14 protein-coding genes are annotated in these 18,753 nt (G+C 47.2%); 7 read left to right on the top strand and 7 right to left on the bottom strand.

From position 1 onward, the window contains the following. Window positions 1-36: 36 nt before the first annotated feature. On the top strand, window positions 37-918 hold the full coding sequence (gene folD / locus E1919_RS23555) for a bifunctional methylenetetrahydrofolate dehydrogenase/methenyltetrahydrofolate cyclohydrolase FolD (RefSeq protein WP_162055863.1): 882 nt from the start codon (window positions 37-39) through the stop codon (window positions 916-918). 124 nt (window positions 919-1,042) lie between these two features. Here folD and thrA read toward each other — a convergent pair whose 3' ends face one another. The 4 genes from thrA to E1919_RS23535 form a co-directional block, all read right to left on the bottom strand. Continuing rightward, window positions 1,043-3,493 carry a bifunctional aspartate kinase/homoserine dehydrogenase I gene (thrA, locus tag E1919_RS23550; protein WP_162055862.1) on the bottom strand — a complete coding sequence of 817 codons (2,451 nt, stop codon included), beginning with the start codon at window positions 3,491-3,493 and terminating at the stop codon, window positions 1,043-1,045. A 241-nt stretch (window positions 3,494-3,734) separates the two neighbouring features. Beyond that, on the bottom strand, window positions 3,735-5,063 hold the full coding sequence (gene thrC, locus E1919_RS23545) for a threonine synthase (protein WP_162055861.1): 1,329 nt from the start codon (window positions 5,061-5,063) through the stop codon (window positions 3,735-3,737). Next, window positions 5,060-6,019, bottom strand: a complete 960-nt coding sequence (locus E1919_RS23540) for a homoserine kinase (protein ID WP_162055860.1) — start codon at window positions 6,017-6,019, stop codon at window positions 5,060-5,062. The genes thrC and E1919_RS23540 overlap by 4 nt, the downstream gene beginning before the upstream one ends. Before the next feature lie 14 nt (window positions 6,020-6,033). Beyond that, window positions 6,034-7,443 (bottom strand): aspartate kinase, encoded by a 1,410-nt coding sequence (locus tag E1919_RS23535; protein ID WP_162055859.1) that lies wholly within the window; start codon window positions 7,441-7,443, stop codon window positions 6,034-6,036. A gap of 541 nt (window positions 7,444-7,984) precedes the next feature. On the opposite strand from E1919_RS23535, the gene E1919_RS23530 reads away from it, so the two are divergent. Together E1919_RS23530 and E1919_RS23525 are read left to right on the top strand one after the other, a co-directional pair. Further along, entirely contained in the window at window positions 7,985-8,566 is a 582-nt protein-coding gene (locus tag E1919_RS23530; protein WP_202915985.1) for a 7-carboxy-7-deazaguanine synthase QueE, read from the top strand. Window positions 8,567-8,573: 7 nt separating this feature from the next. Then, entirely contained in the window at window positions 8,574-10,502 is a 1,929-nt protein-coding gene (locus E1919_RS23525) for an OmpA family protein (RefSeq protein WP_162055858.1), read from the top strand. Window positions 10,503-10,690: 188 nt separating this feature from the next. Here E1919_RS23525 and E1919_RS23520 read toward each other — a convergent pair whose 3' ends face one another. After that, window positions 10,691-11,977 (bottom strand): citrate synthase, encoded by a 1,287-nt coding sequence (locus tag E1919_RS23520; RefSeq protein WP_162055857.1) that lies wholly within the window; start codon window positions 11,975-11,977, stop codon window positions 10,691-10,693. 650 nt (window positions 11,978-12,627) lie between these two features. Between E1919_RS23520 and E1919_RS23515 the strand changes: the two genes are divergently transcribed. The 4 genes from E1919_RS23515 (at window position 12,628) to E1919_RS23500 (ending at window position 16,729) form a co-directional block, all read left to right on the top strand. Then, a complete protein-coding gene (locus tag E1919_RS23515; RefSeq protein ID WP_162055856.1) occupies window positions 12,628-13,719 on the top strand; it encodes a mechanosensitive ion channel family protein in 1,092 nt (363 codons plus the stop codon). Window positions 13,720-13,744: 25 nt separating this feature from the next. Then, window positions 13,745-14,731 (top strand): aldo/keto reductase, encoded by a 987-nt coding sequence (locus tag E1919_RS23510; RefSeq protein WP_162055855.1) that lies wholly within the window; start codon window positions 13,745-13,747, stop codon window positions 14,729-14,731. 216 nt (window positions 14,732-14,947) lie between these two features. Continuing rightward, window positions 14,948-15,505 carry an inosine/xanthosine triphosphatase gene (gene yjjX, locus E1919_RS23505; protein WP_162055854.1) on the top strand — a complete coding sequence of 186 codons (558 nt, stop codon included), beginning with the start codon at window positions 14,948-14,950 and terminating at the stop codon, window positions 15,503-15,505. 327 nt (window positions 15,506-15,832) lie between these two features. Then, entirely contained in the window at window positions 15,833-16,729 is an 897-nt protein-coding gene (locus E1919_RS23500) for an aldo/keto reductase (RefSeq protein WP_162055853.1), read from the top strand. Window positions 16,730-16,738: 9 nt separating this feature from the next. Here the strand turns inward: E1919_RS23500 and E1919_RS23495 are convergent, their stop codons facing one another. Next, entirely contained in the window at window positions 16,739-17,692 is a 954-nt protein-coding gene (locus E1919_RS23495) for a gamma-glutamyl-gamma-aminobutyrate hydrolase family protein (RefSeq protein WP_162055852.1), read from the bottom strand. Continuing rightward, entirely contained in the window at window positions 17,680-18,684 is a 1,005-nt protein-coding gene (locus E1919_RS23490) for an amidoligase family protein (protein WP_162055851.1), read from the bottom strand. Before E1919_RS23490 ends, E1919_RS23495 begins: the two co-directional genes overlap by 13 nt. Between the last annotated feature and the right edge of the window lie 69 nt (window positions 18,685-18,753).

Raw genomic sequence — 18,753 nt, 5'->3', positions numbered from 1 at the left:
TAATTTATCAAATGATATTTAACTCCCAAACTAAAAATGACCCTGCTCGACGGTAAAAAAACATCAGAAACGATACAAAACGAAATAGCTGCTGAAGTGAAGGAGCTTAAAGCCAAGGGAGGTAAAACACCACACCTGGCGGCCATACTTGTCGGAAACGATGGAGGTTCCGTTACCTATGTCAATAACAAAGTGCTGGCCTGCGAGCGCGTAGGCTTCGAGTCTTCGCTGTTCCATTATGAGGACACTTTGTCTGAAGAGGAGTTGCTGCTGAAGATAAAAGAGCTGAACCTGGATGAGGAGATTGATGGCTTCATTGTACAGCTGCCACTCCCAAAGCATATTGATGCGGAGAAGGTGCTAGAGGCAATAGACCCTGTTAAAGATGTAGACGGTTTCCATCCGATTAATGTCGGCCGCATGGTGGCTGGCCTTCCTGCTTACCTGCCTGCCACACCGGCAGGTATCCTGCAGTTGCTGGAGCGCTACGAAATCGAAACCAGTGGCAAGCACTGCGTGGTGATTGGCCGCAGCAACATTGTTGGTTCACCGATGAGCATCCTGATGGCAAAAAGTGCTTATCCGGGCAACTGCACCGTTACGATCTGCCATAGCCGCACGAAAGATCTACCCTCCTTTACCCGCCAGGCAGACATCATTATTGCTGCCATTGGCAAGCCTGAATTTGTAACTGCCGATATGGTGAAAGAGGGTGTGGTGGTGATAGATGTAGGCACTACACGTGTGCCAGATGCCTCTCGGAAATCCGGCTTCAGGCTGAAAGGCGATGTGAACTTTGATGAGGTGGCACCAAAGAGCAGCTTCATCACTCCTGTACCCGGTGGAGTAGGCCCCCTTACGATTGCGATGCTACTGAAGAACACGCTGAAAGCCGCTAAGAAAGAGGTGTACGCTTAACTTTTAACAGGTCATCCCGCTGGGACACTGCTCATATAAAGTAGTACATCTCATTCTATGTTATAATCAGAAAGGGGTATGGTCACTATCATACCCCTTTCTGATTATAACATAGAATGAGATGTTAATGACTACCCACATTTACAATGTCTGCAAACACACCTGCTGCGGTTACCTCGGCTCCGGCACCTGGGCCTTTCACTACCATCGGGCGTTCTTTGTAGCGGTCGGTGGTAAAGGAGATGATATTATCGCTGCCAGAGAGGGTGTAGAAAGGATGACTCTCGTCTACCATCTGGAGCGAAATTTTCACCTGTCCGTTTTCGAGCGAGCCGATGTAGCGCAGCGCCTTGCCGCTTTTCGCTGCTTTCTCCTTCATCTCCACAAAGTAAGCCTCTGCAGCTTGTAGTTCTGTATAAAACTCCGGCACGTTAGCTGCCTTCAGGCAGGAGGGAGGCAGTATGTTTTCTATCTGTACATCGCTGGCCTCTAAAGGATAACCGGCATCACGGGCCAGAATCAGCATCTTCCTCATAAAGTCTAGGCCGCTTAAGTCGTCCCGCGGGTCCGGTTCTGTAAAGCCCTTTTCCTGTGCCAACTTCACCACATCATGGAAAGAGGCATTACCTTTAAAGTTGTTGAAGATAAAGGAGATAGTTCCGGACAGAATTGCCTCAATGCGCAACACCCTATCGCCACTCAACATCAAATCTTTCAGTGTCCTGACAATCGGCAGTCCTGCTCCCACGTTTGTTTCGTAATAGAAGTCAACGCCATGCAGCAAGGCCGTGTCTTTAAAGCTCTTATATTGCTGATATTCAGAGGAGTTTCCTATTTTGTTGCAGGTAACAATAGAGATGTTGGAACGGAACACCTCTTCATAAAAACTAATAGGAGCTGGACTTGCCGTGTTGTCAGCGAGTACACAGTTCTGCAGGTTCATCTGCTGCATGCGGTTCACAAACTCCTGTAGGTCGGCCGGTTCTCCGTTTGTTTCCAGCACCTGCTGCCAACTCTCCAGCGGAATGCCATCCGCGTCAAAAACCATTTTGCGGGAGTTGCTTATACCCATCAGTTTTACCTGAATGCCATTATGCTGCTGCAGGTAAGTATGGTGTTCCTGCAGCTGCCGGATAAGCGTTGTGCTGATGTTGCCCGTGCCCAGGCAGAAGACGTGCAACGTTTTCTTCAACTCTGTAAAGAAGGCATCGTGCACAGTGTTTAGCGCTTTCCTGAGTTCTTCTTTTAAAATAATTACGGAAATGTTATACTCGGAGGAGCCTTGTGCGATGGCCCGCACATTGATACCGTTCCGGCCGAGGGCATGAAACAACTTACCGGAAATACCGGGGGTCTCTTTCATGTTTTCGCCAACTATTGCCAATACCGACAGGTCCTGCTCAATAGTGGGTGCTTCCAATTTTTCTGCCTGAAGTTCCAGTTCAAACTCCTGCTCAATGAGTTGCTTGGCTTTCACAGCGTCGGCTGGGTTAACAGCAAAGGTGATACTATGCTCTGAAGAGGCCTGTGTGATAAGGATGACATTGATCTGCTCCCGCGACAGTAAAGAGAACAACCTTCCGCTATAGCCTGCTTTGCCTACCATGCCGCTTCCCTGCAGGTTAATGATGCTGGTGTCGTTGACGGAGGAGATGCCTTTTATGTTGGAAGAAGACTTTAGCGTGTCATGCTGGATCACTGTTCCTAGGAAAGCAGGATTGGTAATATTGCGGATGACAATCGGAATCTTTTTCAGAAATGCAGGCGTCATGGAAGGGGGATATATAACCCTTGCACCAAAGTAGGAAAGCTCCATGGCTTCTGTATACGACAGCTCTGTCAACGGAATAGCTTTCTTCACCATTTTAGGGTCGGCTGTCATCATGCCGTTCACATCGGTCCATATCTGGATTTCAGAACAGTTGAGGGCAGAACCTAGAAGCGCGGCAGTATAGTCGCTACCGCCGCGGCCAAGCGTTGTTAGTTGCCCATGGTCATCGCTTGCTATAAAACCTGTCACGAAGAGTAAATGTTGCTTATTCTCCTGATAGTAAGTACGGATTAACTGACTTGTTAATTCGGTATTTACCCGGGCATGTCCAAAGCTGCTGTCGGTTTTAATGAGTGTAGAGGCATCTACAAACAAAGCTTCCGAAAAATGAAGCTCCGCAACTTTACTGACAAGGTAGGTGGCACAGCGCTCACCATAGGAAAGCACCAGGTCACGGGTTTTAGGGGTTACTTCGCGCAGGCTTTGTATATGCTGTAGCAGGCGCCTTAACTCATCAAAATAAACGTCTAGCTGTGCTAAAACAATCTCCTCAAGTTGCTGGCCGATGAGCAATTCTTTTGCTACTGCAGTATGGCGGTGCTCCAGTTCACTGATTTGGTCTGCATAATGAAGCCCTGCTGCTGCTGCATCTGCAAGACTTGCCAGCGCATCCGTTACGCCGCTCATGGCAGACAAAACGACAACCGGTTTTTCTTTCTTTGATTCTTCTGCGAGTGTTTCTAATAAAGTGAGTATATTTGAAACAGATCCAACAGTTGTTCCCCCGAATTTCAGGACTTTCATGGCTTTGGTGGTATGGTTAGAGCATTTCTGCTATGAAAAATGCGGCTTTTCTTTTTTTTGATTTAATGTTTGTCTGAGGCGGCTTTTTTTAAGCGGCTAAACCACATATGTATAAAACCCACCCCTGCCCCTCCGAGGAGGGGAATTACGCAATGAAGAAAAATTCCCCTCCTCGGAGGGGCAGGGGTGGGTCTATGGTCTAAAGCACTTATACCTCAGGCAAGAGGCAAATTATTTCTAATTACGACTGCGACTGTAGCTTGTGCTGTTCCTGAAGCAGCGCGGCGAACTGGCTGTAGCTGTTCCCGATACTGCCTGACTGCTTCGGCTTGTTCAGGAAAACCTGTAGTTGTTCTGGCAGCGCAATGTCAGCGTCCAGAATATCATCTATGCTTCCTTTGAACTTTGCCGGATGGGCTGTTTCCAAAAAGATACCATCCCTTCCCAATGCCGGGAGGTACTCTTTCAGGCTCAGGTAAGCAATAGCTCCGTGCGGGTCCAGGAGGTAATTGTGCTTTTGCTTCACTTCCTGTATGGCCGTCCGGATAGGGGCATCCTCTGTCCAGTAGCCTTTCAGCACCTGCTTCAGTTCCTCATAGTTATTGCCGAACATCTCTTGTATGCGCGGGAAGTTGTTCGGGCTGCCCACATCCATGGCGTTGGCAATGGTAGCTACCGAGGGTGCCGGCGTATATTCTCCTGACTCCAGGTAAGCAGGCACTACTTTGTTTCTGTTAGTGGCGGCTATGAAATGGCGTACAGGCAGGCCCATTTGTCGCGCAATAACACCCGCTGCCAGGTTGCCGAAGTTGCCGCTTGGCACCGCGAAAGTGGCACCGGCAGGGTCTTTGTCCGGGTTCTGCTTGCGCCACAGGCCCCATGCATGGAAGTAGTATACCATCTGTGGCAACCAGCGGGCCACATTGATGGAGTTGGCAGAAGACAGATTCATTTCCCTCGACAATTCTTCATCCGAGAAAGCCTGCTTCACCAGCTGCTGACAATCATCAAAAGTGCCTTCCACGGCAACGGCTGTAATGTTTTGCCCCAACGTCGTGAACTGCATTTCCTGTATCTCACTTACGCCTCCTTTTGGATACAGAATCACCACCTCAATGTTGGCTACACCCAGAAAACCGTTGGCCACGGCACTTCCCGTGTCGCCTGAGGTGGCTACAAGCACCGTTACTGGCTTGTCCGGTTCAGCAAAAGCCTGCAGACAGCGCGACATAAAACGTGCCCCCACATCTTTGAAGGCACAGGTAGGCCCATGAAATAGTTCCAGGGCATATATTCCATTTTCCACCTGTACCAATGGTATGGGAAAGGTGAATACTTCCTCACAAATAGCACGAAGGTCCTCCGGTTTAATATCAGGGGCTGTAAAGTCTTTTAATACCTCATATGCAATTTCAGGCAGGGCCATGTTAGGCAAGGCTTCAAAAAAGGAGAGAGGTAAAACCGGAACTTGTTCCGGGAAAAAAAGGCCTTTGTCCTGAGGCAGGCCTTTGATAACTGCCTCTTTGAAACTCATGCTAGGGGATGAGCGGTTGGTGCTATAGAATTTCATGCTTGTGCGTGTAAGGATGGTTGCTGTATGACCCGTGCGCCTTTATCCGGCACTCGTGTGACATAAGTGTTTAATTCGATGCCGCTGGAAGCATACACTTGCTCAATGGCTTTTTCTACCTCCTGGGCTCGTTCTTCCGTGGCCGACAAGGCAAAAATAGAAGGACCGGATCCGGAGATACCTGCTCCTAAGGCCCCGGCCTCCAGGGCAGCCTGCTTTGCCTGTTTGAAAAGCGGTATCAGGAAGGCACGCTCCGGCTCAAAAATTTCGTCGTGCAGGCTGCGGCTAATCAGGCTATAATCCCCTTTGAGTAGGCCAGCCATTAGAGCAGCGAGGTTCCCCCACTGCCGTATGGCTTTTTGCATCGGGACTTCCTTTTTGAGGATGCTTCTGGCAAGAGAGGTCTTTAGCTCTACCAGTGGATGTACGCAGGTGCAGTAAAGTTCTACCGGCACGCCCAGTGGTACAATATCCAGCGGGTCATAACTTCTTACCAACACAAAGCCCCCCAGTAAAGAAGGCGCCACATTATCGGCATGGGCAGAACCGGAGGCGATGCGTTCCCCTTCCATAGCAAAGACAACAAGCTCTTCTGTTGTAAAAGGTTTACCCAGTAATTCGTTGACGGCATAAGCCGCTGCTGCCGAACTGGCGGCACTGCTGCCGAGGCCGCTGCCCACCGGCATGCCTTTGCGTAGCTGAAGCTCAATACCAAACGGCACATCCAAGGCAGTCGCTATTTTTTGTGCCACCACGCCGATTACGTTTTCCTCCGGGTTAAACGAAAGACCGCTGATGCCTTCGATGGCGGTAATAGTAATGCCGGGTGTATCTGATTTGCGGGCCCACACTTCATCACCGGGTTGGTCAAGGGCAAAGCCCAGCACATCAAATCCGCAGCAAACATTGGCTACCGTAGCTGGTGCAAAGACCTTTATATAATCTGACTCATTCATAGTTAAAGATTTCCTTAAGCCAGTGCTTCGGCTTGTTTCTCTGTTTTAGCTAAAAAAAAGCTGTCATGCAGCAGGTTCACGGCTTTTACGGAATCTTCGCCGCTAACTACGATAGAAATGTTGCGTTCTGTAGCCCCCTGTGCAATAGCTCTGATATTAATGCTGTGGCTGCCCAGGATGGAGAACATTGTGCCGGCAATACCCGGCTGCTGTATCATACCGTTCCCGACAATGGCCACAATGCTCATGTGTGGCTCTAAGCTAACCGGGTCTACATCGTGTACTTCAATGTCTTGCGAAAATTCCTTAGTTAAAGCCTGCAGCGCCAGCTGGCCTTCCTGGTCGGCCATGGCAATGGTAATACTTTGCTCTGATGACGACTGTGTGATAAAGTAAATGTTAATATTCTGCGTGGCTACTGCCTTAAACATACGCATCGCAATGCCTGGCACACCTACCATACCACTGCCACTTAAGGTGATGAGCGCAATATTATCGATACAGGAAACCCCTTTGATGCTGTTCTGCCCAGCAGCAGGAGAGGCTGTAATCCATGTTCCTTTATGTGATGGGTTGAATGTGTTCTTGAGTACCAGGGGGATCTGAGCGGCTACCAGTGGCGCTATAGTAGGCGGATAAAGCACTTTGGCTCCAAAGTAAGCCAGTTCCATCGCCTCTTTATAACTCAGCTCTTTTATTGAGCTAGCCGCCTTCACTTTTCGGGGATCTGCGGTGTACATCCCATCCACATCAGACCATATTTCCAGCCTTTCGGCATTTAGTGCTGCCGCATAAATGGAGGCAGTGTAATCAGAGCCCCCACGGCCTAACACGGAAGTTTTGCCTGTTTCTGTGCGTGAGATAAACCCGGGCGCTATCGTTAAAGCAGCATCAGCCATACGCTCTTTTATGAGAGCGAACGTTTTTTTCTGATCTACTTTTGCGTTTAGGTAATTATTATCTGTCACAATGTAATCGCGTGAATCAATCAGGGTGTTTGGCAAATCCTGGTGGTTAAAAGCAACAGACACAACAGAAGAGGAAAGCAACTCACCATAAGACATAATTCTTGCTTTGATGCCGTCGCTCAACTCATCCAGCAGAAATACCCCCTGGCAAATATCCTCAAGTTCCCGGAGAAGGAGCTTCACTTTTCCCTTTACATCAATCTGATAGCTGTGCGGTATCAGCTGCTCAATCGCCTCCATGTGCTTCGTCTCCAGTTGCTGAATAACCTCATGGTAGGATGCATCGTGCTGAGCGGCTTTTTGATAACAGGATACCAGCATGTCTGTTACTCCGGACATGGCCGATACAACCACCATCATATTTTTCGGGTATGTTTTTTCTTTTAATACCGCGGCTATTTGTAGTATAGCCTGCGCATTTGCCACCGAGGTGCCGCCAAATTTTAAAACCAACATATAAAAGGATAATTAATTGCAAAAAAGGAGAAATTGCCTGACAGCAGGCCAATACCACTGTTAAAGCGGTACTTATGAACGGGACGATATGTGATGCAAAACCCCAAAAGGGGTTGTAATAATTGTAGCGATAATAGAAGAGAAAGTAATGGCCACGGCAAGCTCGTCCTTAAGAAAGGATAGTGAAGGAAGTGATATTTTATTTGCCTGTTTCATTGCTTATGATGCTCCAAAGTAGTGCCTCTTTTAGACAAATGCTAATTTTTTTAAACTTTTATTGTCAGCTGCATAAAATACGCCGCAGAAACTGCCGGTATAGCATTGATATGGAACGGAAGGCGCTGCTGTGCTTGTTTCTTTTTTAGCTAAATTGCAGGTTCTGCGTGATTTTGAGTAGATGCAGCAGAATTAATCCGGTTACACAACAAGGCATACCCATAAAGGGCGGTGCCGCAGCAGTATAAGATTGGAATCAATAACAAAAGCATACAAAACAGCCTCCATACATACGGTGCCGAAAGATGGCAGTGAACTTCCTTTGATGGAGGCTTTTTATACCATACAGGGCGAGGGTGCCAACTCTGGTACTGCCGCTTATTTTGTTCGTTTAGGGGGCTGCGATGTCGGCTGCCACTGGTGCGATGTAAAGGAGTCCTGGGATGCAGCGGAGCACCCGCTTACAAAGACAGAAGAGATTGTGAACATGGCAGATGCCTTTCCTGGTAAGGCCGTGGTGATAACGGGTGGGGAGCCTTTGCTCTATAACATGCAGCCTTTAACAGAACAGTTGCAGGCGCGTGGCATCCAAACGCTTATTGAAACTTCCGGGGCTTACCCTGTTAGCGGAACCTGGGACTGGGTGTGCCTTTCACCTAAAAAGTTTAAAGCCCCAGATGCAACAGTGTATCCTTTTGCAAATGAGCTAAAAGTTATTATCTTTAACAGAAGCGACTTTAAATGGGCCGAGGAACACGCCGCACTGGTAGGGGAACACTGCAAATTGTACCTGCAGCCGGAGTGGAGCAAGGCCAACGACATTATGCCGCTGATAGTAGAGTACGTCAAGGTGAATCCGAAATGGCGTGTTTCGCTACAGACGCATAAATACATGGATATCCCTTAACAGCCATATGTACAAAAATCTGCTTGCAGCTTTGCTGCTGACGGTTGCTATTGCCTCCGCCGGTCTGGCACAAAATCAGAAATTAAGCACCAGCTCTTCCAAAGCGGAGCGCTTGTATGAGAAAGCAGATGAGTATGCCCGCGCCCGCGACTTTAACCGTGCCCTGGACGCTTTGGCACAGGCGATAGACAAAGATCCGGATTTTGTAGAGGCTTATATTCGGGCAGCAAACCTGAACAAGATGATGGGTAACAAAGTGGCGGTTTATAACCTCCTGGACAAAGGACTGCAACTTGTTCCGTACAGCCCTACCTATGGCGGCTATTACTTTGACCTGGCTGATCTGCAGTTTGAGAGAGGTGAGTATGCAGCAGCAAAAAAAAATTACGAGGCCTTCCTGAAGTCCAAGCCAAAGAACCCGAAACTAGTCGCCTGGTCCCGGAGCCAGGTGAAGACGGCAGAGTACGCTTTACAGGCCATGCAGCAGCCCGTGGATTTTGACCCGATACAAATGCCCGGCAACTTAAACCGTTTCGGATTGCAGTATTTCCCCTATACCACCGCCGACCAGCGTTATTTTATTTATACTGCCAGAACCAGTTCTAGGCCCGACCATGACGAGAATATCTTTATCAGTGAGCGGGTAAAAGGGGAGTGGCAGGACCCGCTGCCCATCTCTAAGCTCATTAACACACACGCAAACGAAGGTGCCGCCACCATTTCAGGTGATGGAAAATCGCTTGTGTTTACTTCCTGCAACCGCCCCGACAGCCAGGGAGACTGCGACCTGTACATCTCTTTCAGAACAGGGGATGAGTGGAGCAAGCCCAAAAACATGGGCAACGTGGTGAACTCTCGCGCATGGGATTCGCAGCCGAGCCTTTCTGCCGATGGGCGTACCTTGTACTTTTCTTCCACGCGTGGAGGGGGAGTAGGCAAAGAGGATATATGGGTAGCGTACCTGAACGAAGACGGTTCCTGGCAGAAGCCAGTGAATCTCGGACCATCGGTTAACTCGACAGGCCGCGATATGGCTCCTTCCGTACATACCAGTGGCTCGACCCTCTACTTTGTGAGCGACGGGCATCTGGGATTGGGCGGGCTGGATATTTTTAAAACAACCAGGGAGAAAAATCAGAAGTGGTCAGAACCGCAGAACTTAGGGTATCCTCTGAACACGCATGCCGACGAAGGATCGCTTTTCATTACTCCTGATAATACAGTAGGCTATTATTCAAGGCAGGAGAATACCGATGCCGGAGCGGCTACTATACAACTTTACCGCTTTGATGTGCCGGAAGCATGGCGCAGCAGCGAGAACAGCACTTATGCGCAGGGGCGCGTGTTCGATAAAAGTACCAAAAAGCCGCTGGCAGCCCAGGTGCAGCTTTATAACCTGGAAAATGATTCGCTGATGCAGCAGGTTAGCTCCGATATGGTAAACGGGGAATACACCGTCGTGCTGACAGAAGGTAAACAGTATGCCCTATATGTGAGCGCGCCAGACTATCTGATGAGCAGCCTGAGCTTTGATTATACTTCTACTAAATCACTGTCGCCGGTGGCGCTGGATGTATACCTTGAGCCTATTAAGGCTGGTGCTGCCGTTGTGCTGAACAACCTGTTCTTTGATACTGGCAAGTATAACCTGGAAAGAAAATCTAAGACTGAATTAAATAAACTCATCAAGCTTTTACAGCAAAATGAGAAGGTAAAACTGGAGATAGCAGGGCATACCGATGACATCGGGTCTGATAAAGATAATAAGGTGTTATCAGAACGAAGAGCGAAAGCCGTGGTCGACTACCTCAGCAGCAACGGCATCAGCAAAGACCGCCTGCGCTACAAAGGCTACGGTGAAAGCAAGCCTGTGCAGCCAAACACCTCTGAAGAAAACCGCCAGTTAAACCGCCGCATCGAGATGCTGGTACTTTGAGTTTCTTTTTTCGTTTTTCAATAACATGACTGCTCTTCCTTATAATTTCATTTCAAAATTTAAGCAAACTGGTTTGGCATAAAGAACAAACCGGCAGATTTCTCCTTCTGGTCAAAATGACATTTTGTATAAAACAAGAAAGACTGATCCAAGGATCAGTCTTTCTTGTTTTATGGTATCAGAGTATATTATCTGTTCTCTACAGCTACATAATCACGCTCTGTCTCTCCAACATAAACCTGGCGCGGACGGCCAATCGGCTCTTTATTCTCACGCATCTCTTTCCACTGTGCAATCCAGCCAGGCAGGCGGCCAAGAGCAAACATCACCGTAAACATGTTGGTTGGTATGCCAAGCGCGCGGTAGATAATGCCGGAGTAGAAGTCAACGTTCGGGTAAAGCTTACGCTCCACGAAGTACGGATCATTTAAAGCAGCTTCTTCCAGTTCTTTGGCTATATTCAAAATCGGGTCTTTCACACCAAGCGCAGTCAACACATCATCCGCAGACTTCTTGATTATCTTTGCACGAGGGTCAAAGTTTTTGTACACCCTGTGGCCGAAGCCCATCAGGCGGAACGAATCATTTTTATCTTTTGCCTTTTCTATAAACTTCTTAGAGTCGCCACCGTCAGCTTTTATCTGTTCCAGCATTTCAATTACCGCCTGGTTAGCACCTCCGTGCAGCGGACCCCAAAGGGCACCTATACCTGCAGATACAGAAGAATAAAGGCTGGCATGTGCTGAACCAACAAGGCGTACTGTTGATGTAGAACAGTTCTGCTCGTGGTCGGCATGCAGGATCAACAGTTTGTTTAGTGCGTCTACTACCACAGGATCTACCTCGTAACTCTCTGTTGGATAGGCGAACATCATGTTCAGGAAATTAGAGGCGTAGTCTAGCTTGTTTTTAGGATAGATGACTGGATGACCGATCGAGTTCTTATAAGACCAGGCAGCAATGGTTGGCATTTTTGCCATCAAACGGATTACAGAAAGATCCATTTCATCCTGCGTCTGGTTAGAATTAAGCGACTCCGGGTAAAAAGCTGTAAGAGAGCTTACTAAAGCAGAAAGAATACCCATAGGGTGTGCTGTAGCTGGAAAACCATCCAGAATCTTGCGCATGTCTTCATTCACCAGCGTGTGGCGTCTGATTCTGTCGCTGAAATCATTTAGCTGTTCTGCTGTAGGAAGAGAGCCGTAGATAAGCAGGTAAGATACCTCTAAAAAGCTTGATTTTTCCGCAAGCTGCTCAATCGGGTAGCCTCTATAGCGAAGGATCCCTTTTTCACCGTCCAAAAAAGTGATGGCACTGGTGGTGGCGCCTGTGTTTTTATATCCAGGATCTAAGGTAATATGGCTTGTTTCTGAGCGTAAAGATGAAATGTCAATGGCTTTTTCATCTTCAGTACCCACCACTATCGGTAATTGATAGGATTTACCATCTACAATAATTTCAGCAATTTCTGACATGTTTTATTTTGTTTATATGTCCGTGTTGTATCTCTAATAAAGCGAAATTAACGAAAAATGTTCTAAAATGAAATCTGATAGGATCTATAATATCTAAAGTCAGCAATGTATGAATAAAGCACTCCTGATTATTTATTAACGGCTAAATAGAAAAAGGTTTGCCGGAACTTACAAAGCTTTACGGAAGAAATTCTGCTGACTGCAGAAGAAACCAGACGGCAGTTAAGCGAAGGAAGACTTTTAAAAGCGGAGTGTGGCGGGGGTTAAGGAGCTATATGCCATATATAGTAAAGATATAATAACACGAATGCCTCTGTTATGACAGTGTGTTGATACTCAGGTTTGTCTTTACAGAAATCCGCTTGTTCTGCAATGAGGCAAGCAGGTGAACCTAATTTTACAAGATTTCTATCTGCATTTCCAGCTAAAATTTTGCGTTTTCTGCAGCTTCTATACTTTTAAGGTGGCTGCTCAACCTGTCTTCGTGCTGATTTTTTAATAGTTTTGTAATGTTGTCTGTTGAACCCCGGCAGCATCATGTGCAAAAAGGGTATTTCGTCATACATCATTCTGCCTGAGAAACAGGAGAGGAAACAGCAGCCAGAGAATATTTTTGAACATCAACTTTACCTTTTCAGAAATCATTTAACATGCCTGAATTAGAATTAAACGAATACTTAGCAAGGACCTATTTTAACAACACGGTTCTGGATTATTTCATCGCGTTAGGAATCTTACTTGTAGGTTTTATACTGATCATTCTTTTCAAGAAGATAATACTAAACCGAATCATCAGGTGGACAGAAAACACAAGCACATCTATTGACAATTATGTTGCGGAAGGGATAGCCCGCTTTGGAATTCCGGCTTTATACATTACCGTCTTGTATTTTGCTCTAAACTACCTTGAGCTTTCTGCGAGGCTCTCTAAATTTTTAGAAATAGCAGTTACCATTGCTGTTACCGTCCTGCTCATACGGCTCATTTCCACTGCTGTTTTAGTTGTTCTTCGGTCCTATGTTCGCAGCCAAACGAACGGAGAAGAGAAAGTGAAGCAGTTGGGAGGCCTGATGCTCATCGTCAATGTGATGATCTGGTTTATAGGCCTTGTCTTCCTGTTTGATAACCTGGGGTATGACGTTACGGCCGTTATAGCTGGTCTTGGTATTGGTGGTATTGCCATTGCCCTGGCTGCTCAGAACATACTGGGTGACCTTTTCAACTACTTTGTAATCTTCTTCGACAGGCCTTTTGAGGTGGGGGACTTTATTATTATAGATCAGAAAATGGGGGTTGTGGAGTACATTGGTGTTAAAACAACACGCCTGAAAAGCCTTTCAGGTGAGCAACTTGTATTCTCGAACAGCGACCTGACCAACTCACGCGTCCACAACTATAAGCGCATGCAACGGCGCCGGGTTCTATTTAAAATCAGCGTTGTATACCAAACCTCCCTGGAAAACGTGCAGGAAATCCCGAAACTTATTAAGACTATTATCATGGAGCAGCAGCCTGTAGAATTCGACCGTTCTCATTTTTCTGCCTACGGGGACTCCAGTCTCGATTTTGAATCTGTTTACTACATACTTAGTTCAGAATACAACGTTTATATGGACGTGCAGCAAAAAGTCAATGTTCGTATTTTTGAAGAATTCAATAAGCGCGGAATTGAGTTTGCTTACCCAACACGCACTTTGTTTGTGGCAAAAGAACAAACAGAAGAGGTAAGTGAGGTAATATAGTCTTACTACAAAAACAAAACAGCACATGAAGTACAGGGTATTAGGGAAAACAGATTTTAAAGTATCGGAAGTATCATTGGGTACCTGGCAGGTTGGTGGCCGCTGGGGAGAGCCTTTTAACGAGCAAAATGCAGAAAGCATCATCAACAAAGCCATAGATGCGGGTGTCAATTTTATTGATACGGCCGATGTTTACAGCGATGGCGACAGTGAGGCTGCTGTAGCAAAAGTGGTTAAGAACCACACAGAGCATGTGTACATCGCTACTAAATGCGGACGGCAGATTCAGCCGCATACGCCGGAGGGTTATACGCCGGAGCGGCTGACGGCTTATGTGGAAGAGAGCCTCCGAAACATGAAACGTGACACTATTGACCTGATTCAACTGCACTGCCCGCCTACCGAAATATACAGGCGACCGGAAATATTCGAAGCGTTTGAGCGGCTGAAGGAGCAGGGTAAAATTCTTCATTTAGGAGTGAGCGTGGAGATGGTAGAGGAGGCCCTGATGGCCATGCAATACCCGAACGTGACGACAGTGCAGATTATATACAACATGTTCCGCCTGAAGCCAGGCGAAGAGTTTTTTGCGAAGGCAAAAGAAAACAATGTCGGCATTATTGTGCGGGTGCCTTTGGCCAGCGGCTTACTTACTGGTAAAATGAGCCAGCAGACCTCCTTCGGTCCGGAAGACCATCGTAACTTTAATCGCAACGGAGAGGCTTTTGACAAGGGCGAAACATTTTCGGGTGTAAATTTCGATTTAGGACTCGAAGCCGTGGAAGAATTGAAAAAGCTGTTTCCGGGGCAGGAGCCTTTAGCGTCCTGGGCCATTCGTTGGGTGCTTATGGCGGAAGAAGTAAGCACAGTTATACCGGGTGCATCCAGACCAGAACAAATCATTTCTAATATTCAGGCAGCCGAGCTACCAGCCCTTTCTGCTGAACAGATGCAGGGCGTGCAGGAGGTATATGATAAGTACATCCGGCCAAGTGTTCACGCTTCGTGGTAAGAGGAAAATATTTTTTTATATGGAAGTTTAACTCTTTCGTCTGAATACTCATTCCTAGTCCTCCAATGAGGAAATTTCGGTTAAAAAGGAAGATTCCCCTCCTCGGAGGGATTAGGGTGGGTTCATTTCAGCTGCAAATAACAATCGCAACTTGAGCTATAAAATTTAATGCAAGCGAATGGAGTGATTTAAGAATAGAATAGAATCGACAGATATATGAATGTTAAAACCATTGTGGTTGCTTCTGCTAACCCTGTTAAAATAAATGCGGCCTTAGGTGGCTTGCAGCGCATGTTCCCTGATGTGGAATTCAAGGCTGTACCTGTATCCGTGCCCTCTGGTGTCGGCGATCAGCCGATGACGGATGCAGAGACACTGGAAGGAGCCATAAACAGAGTACAGAATGCTTGTGAAGCCAACCAGAATGCTGACTTTTGGATTGGGATTGAAGGAGGAGTGGCTTCAATAGGTGGTGAGTTAGCGGCTTTTGCCTGGGTTGTTGTCAGGTCGAAAGAGCTGCTGGGGAAAGCTCGCTCCGGAGCGTTTTTCCTGCCGCGCGCGGTCACCGAACTGGTGGAGCAGGGGATAGAGCTGGGAACAGCCGATGATATGGTTTTCAACCATTCCAACTCCAAACAGAAAGGCGGCGCCATAGGTATACTCACCGATAATGTACTGGACCGAAAAGAACTTTACGAACAGGCAGTCGTTCTTGCCCTGGTTCCGTTCCGGAACGAGCAACTTTATGCAGTGACTTCCGATAATGCATCATAAAACTGTCATGCAGTAAAACGCTGGCTGTTCTTTAAGTCTCAGTGGTACGACCTGTTGATAGATTTGAATACCGCCTCTCACTAAGCTCCAGCAGAGCGAACTGTATCTCTTACCCTAAAAGTTCGCTCTGCTGGAGCTAAAGGAGTTATGGATCCTGTGAGGCTATCAAAAGGCCGTCCCGATAAAACTCTTTGCGGACATTAATCAAGAATATTTTATCAGGTCTGCAGAGTTAATTTGCATAAAGTAGTCAGGAGATTTTAACAGGAATAAGCAGCCATCATGCTGAAATTCCTGGATACTAAAAGATGAAGAAACTTATGAAGTATGAAGTATAAAAAACTAGGGAAATCGGAGTTAGAGGTAAGTGAGGTAAGTTTTGGCTGTATGTCGCTGCGAGAAGATCAGGTCGCAAATGCTGCACTCTTGCACCAAGCCTTGGATGAAGGCATCAATCTCTTTGATACGGCGGATTTGTATCAGCAGGGGGAGAATGAGAAAACCCTTGGCAAAACCTTCAGCGGCATGCGCGACAAAGTAATTTTAGCTACGAAAGTAGGCAACCATATGCGCCCCGATGGAAGCGGCTGGGACTGGAACCCTACCAAAGCCTACATATTGCAGGCAGTGGAGGAAAGCCTGAAACGGCTGCAAACAGATTATATCGATTTGTATCAACTGCATGGCGGCACCATCGAAGATCCGATAGATGAAACCATTGAAGCATTCGAGCTACTCAAACAGCAAGGCAAAATAAGAGTTTATGGCATTTCCTCCATCAGGCCAAACGTTATCAGGGAGTATGTCAAGCGGTCGCACATCGCCTCGGTTATGATGCAGTATAGCCTTCTGGACAGGCGGCCGGAGGAAAGTTGCCTGGACCTGTTGCAGGAAAATAACATTGGAGTGCTGGCCAGAGGCAGTTATGCCCAGGGACTGCTGGTGAATAAGCCAGCAAAGAAATACCTAACCCTTTCAGAAGAGGAGGTAAAAAAAGCAGCCGACGCTGTAAAGAGAGTAGCGGGAAACAGCCGCTCGGCAGCTGAGGTTGCCGCCCGCTATGTCATAGACAATCCGGCCATTACTTCTGCTGTACTGGGTATCCGGACGGATGAGCAGTTGCAGGATGCACTACAGGTATCTGAAGCCTCGCCGCTTGATAATGAGGAAAAGCAGGCCTTACAGCAGGCGGTAAAGCTAATTAAGTATGAGCAGCACCGGTAGCGGCTGGTTTTACAGATTTCTGTTCAGTTCGCTCATCATCATCTCTTCTTCCTGTCGTTCCATTTCTTCCAAGGCCTCTGCTCTTGGGCTGGAGAGTGCTTCCTGCATATCGTCGTCTTCAATCTGAACTTCTACCTGGCGGGCATGTTGCACAAGTACCTGGAAAAGCCGTCGCTGGCTTTTATGTGTGGGTAAATACTCCGGGTGCCACTGCACTCCCACAATATACTCCTGCTTTACATTTTCAATTCCCTGTACCACGTCATTTGGTTCACGGGCTACAATATCTATGTCCTGCCCCGGTTCTTTTACCGCCTGGCTGTGTAAGGCATTCACGTCTAATTGATGGACACCCAACACCCCGGCTAACTTACTTCCCGGTTTTATATTAACAGTTTTAACCGGAAAAATACTGGTTGGATTGGGTTCTTCGAGGTAAAACGTATTGATGTTCTGGTAGAGCGTGCCCCTGAAGTAAACGTTCAGCAGCTGAGAGCCCCTGCAAATACCCATTACTGGCAAATTCTTCTTTACTGCCTGGTCTATAAGCTGAAACTCAAGGTGATCGCGGTCGCGGTCGAGTTTGGAACCGTGCTTTCTGCTTCTGCTAAAAAGCTTCCGGGCAAAAAAGAGGGCGGGGTAATAGAGCCACCTGGTAAAGCGGCCTACACGCTGGAAAATATTTCTGTTAGGCTCATTTATAGTTCTGGCGAGGTATTCATCTATTACATTTTCCTGCTGGTAAGTTGTAGGATCCACATCTGCGCCGCCGCCAATTATCAGTCCCTGAAGCCCGTCAGCGGTGCGCGGTCTGGATGGGGTGATGCGTACAGGCTTGCCGCCTGCTATCAAAACAGCTAAAGAAGTAAAAACCCATGCAACGCCACCTCCTCTGTCCGGGCCTGTAACGCCAATGGTAGGTCTGTCTCTGTTAATCTTAAATTTCTTAGTTATGAAAGCCACTGTTCTGTCTGTTTTATCCATTTACTATCAAATCCGATGAGCGTATCATCTTTCAGCGCTAAATAGTCTTTGCTCATCTGCGCTAATCTGTCGGGGTCATTTGCCAGTTCTTCCAACACCACCCAATTATTCCATTCCTTTGCCAGCGTCCAATCCGGCTTTGATACCCAGCTGTTTGGCAGCCGGTAGTGGAATGTTTCTCTCGCATTTACCTTTCCTAAGTCGGAGTAGCTGTTCACCTGCTCTTGACGCACTGCAGCAAAAAGAGGGTACATGTCGAGGGGGCGGTTTCTGTCCGGGTTAAGCCGGTGGTAGTCTTCTATCAGCGTCTCCATGTCCGGGTGGTAAGCAGGTTGCAGGACAAGCACTGCATATTCTGCCGGGAAAGGATTGATAAAAGCCGTCATTCTTCTGACCATGTCCGTTTCTCCTTCTTTCAGGAGCCACGGGTACAACAGCAGGAAGGCTTGAATATACCTTAGAATTGTGTCGGCATCCGTATCTGGTACCTCCGGGTTGATATGGGTGGCAAAGGCATTTGTGATAAATGCATCTGTTCCTTTGGCATTATGCTCGTACAACGACTGCCGGAGTTTTTCGAACACCTCGAGTTGTGTGTAGGGCACCGGTGGAGTGGTAATTTCATACGGTATCACTTTGTTGATAACGCTCTCCATGGCCATTTCTACTTCATCCTCCAGGGTACCCTGTCCAACACTGATATTCTTTAAGTTGATATTAAGCTTATCAAGCGGCTCTTTGTATGTTTTTTCATTCAGTAGTCTCAGGTCTATTTCCACAGAAAAATCACCCACACTGGTTCCAGTCACTTTACGTGAAAAGCGATGCTTTATTTCTTCCTTTCCGCCATATAATGCTTGAATTATTCTAACGGACTCTTCAATGCCTACGTTCGCGTATTCCAGCTCAAAGCCAACCTTTCGGAGCTCACCTTTCGAATTTTGCTGAACCGGCAATTCTTTGTATTGCATCAGATATAAATTTAACGTCTCATTAAAAATTGTGCTTGCTAACTAAAACGATAAAACCAACAAGTCGTT

This window comes from Pontibacter pamirensis, assembly GCF_010015475.1.
GTDB classification, from domain to species: domain Bacteria; phylum Bacteroidota; class Bacteroidia; order Cytophagales; family Hymenobacteraceae; genus Pontibacter; species Pontibacter pamirensis.
This window is presented reverse-complemented; position numbering and strand designations above follow the sequence as displayed.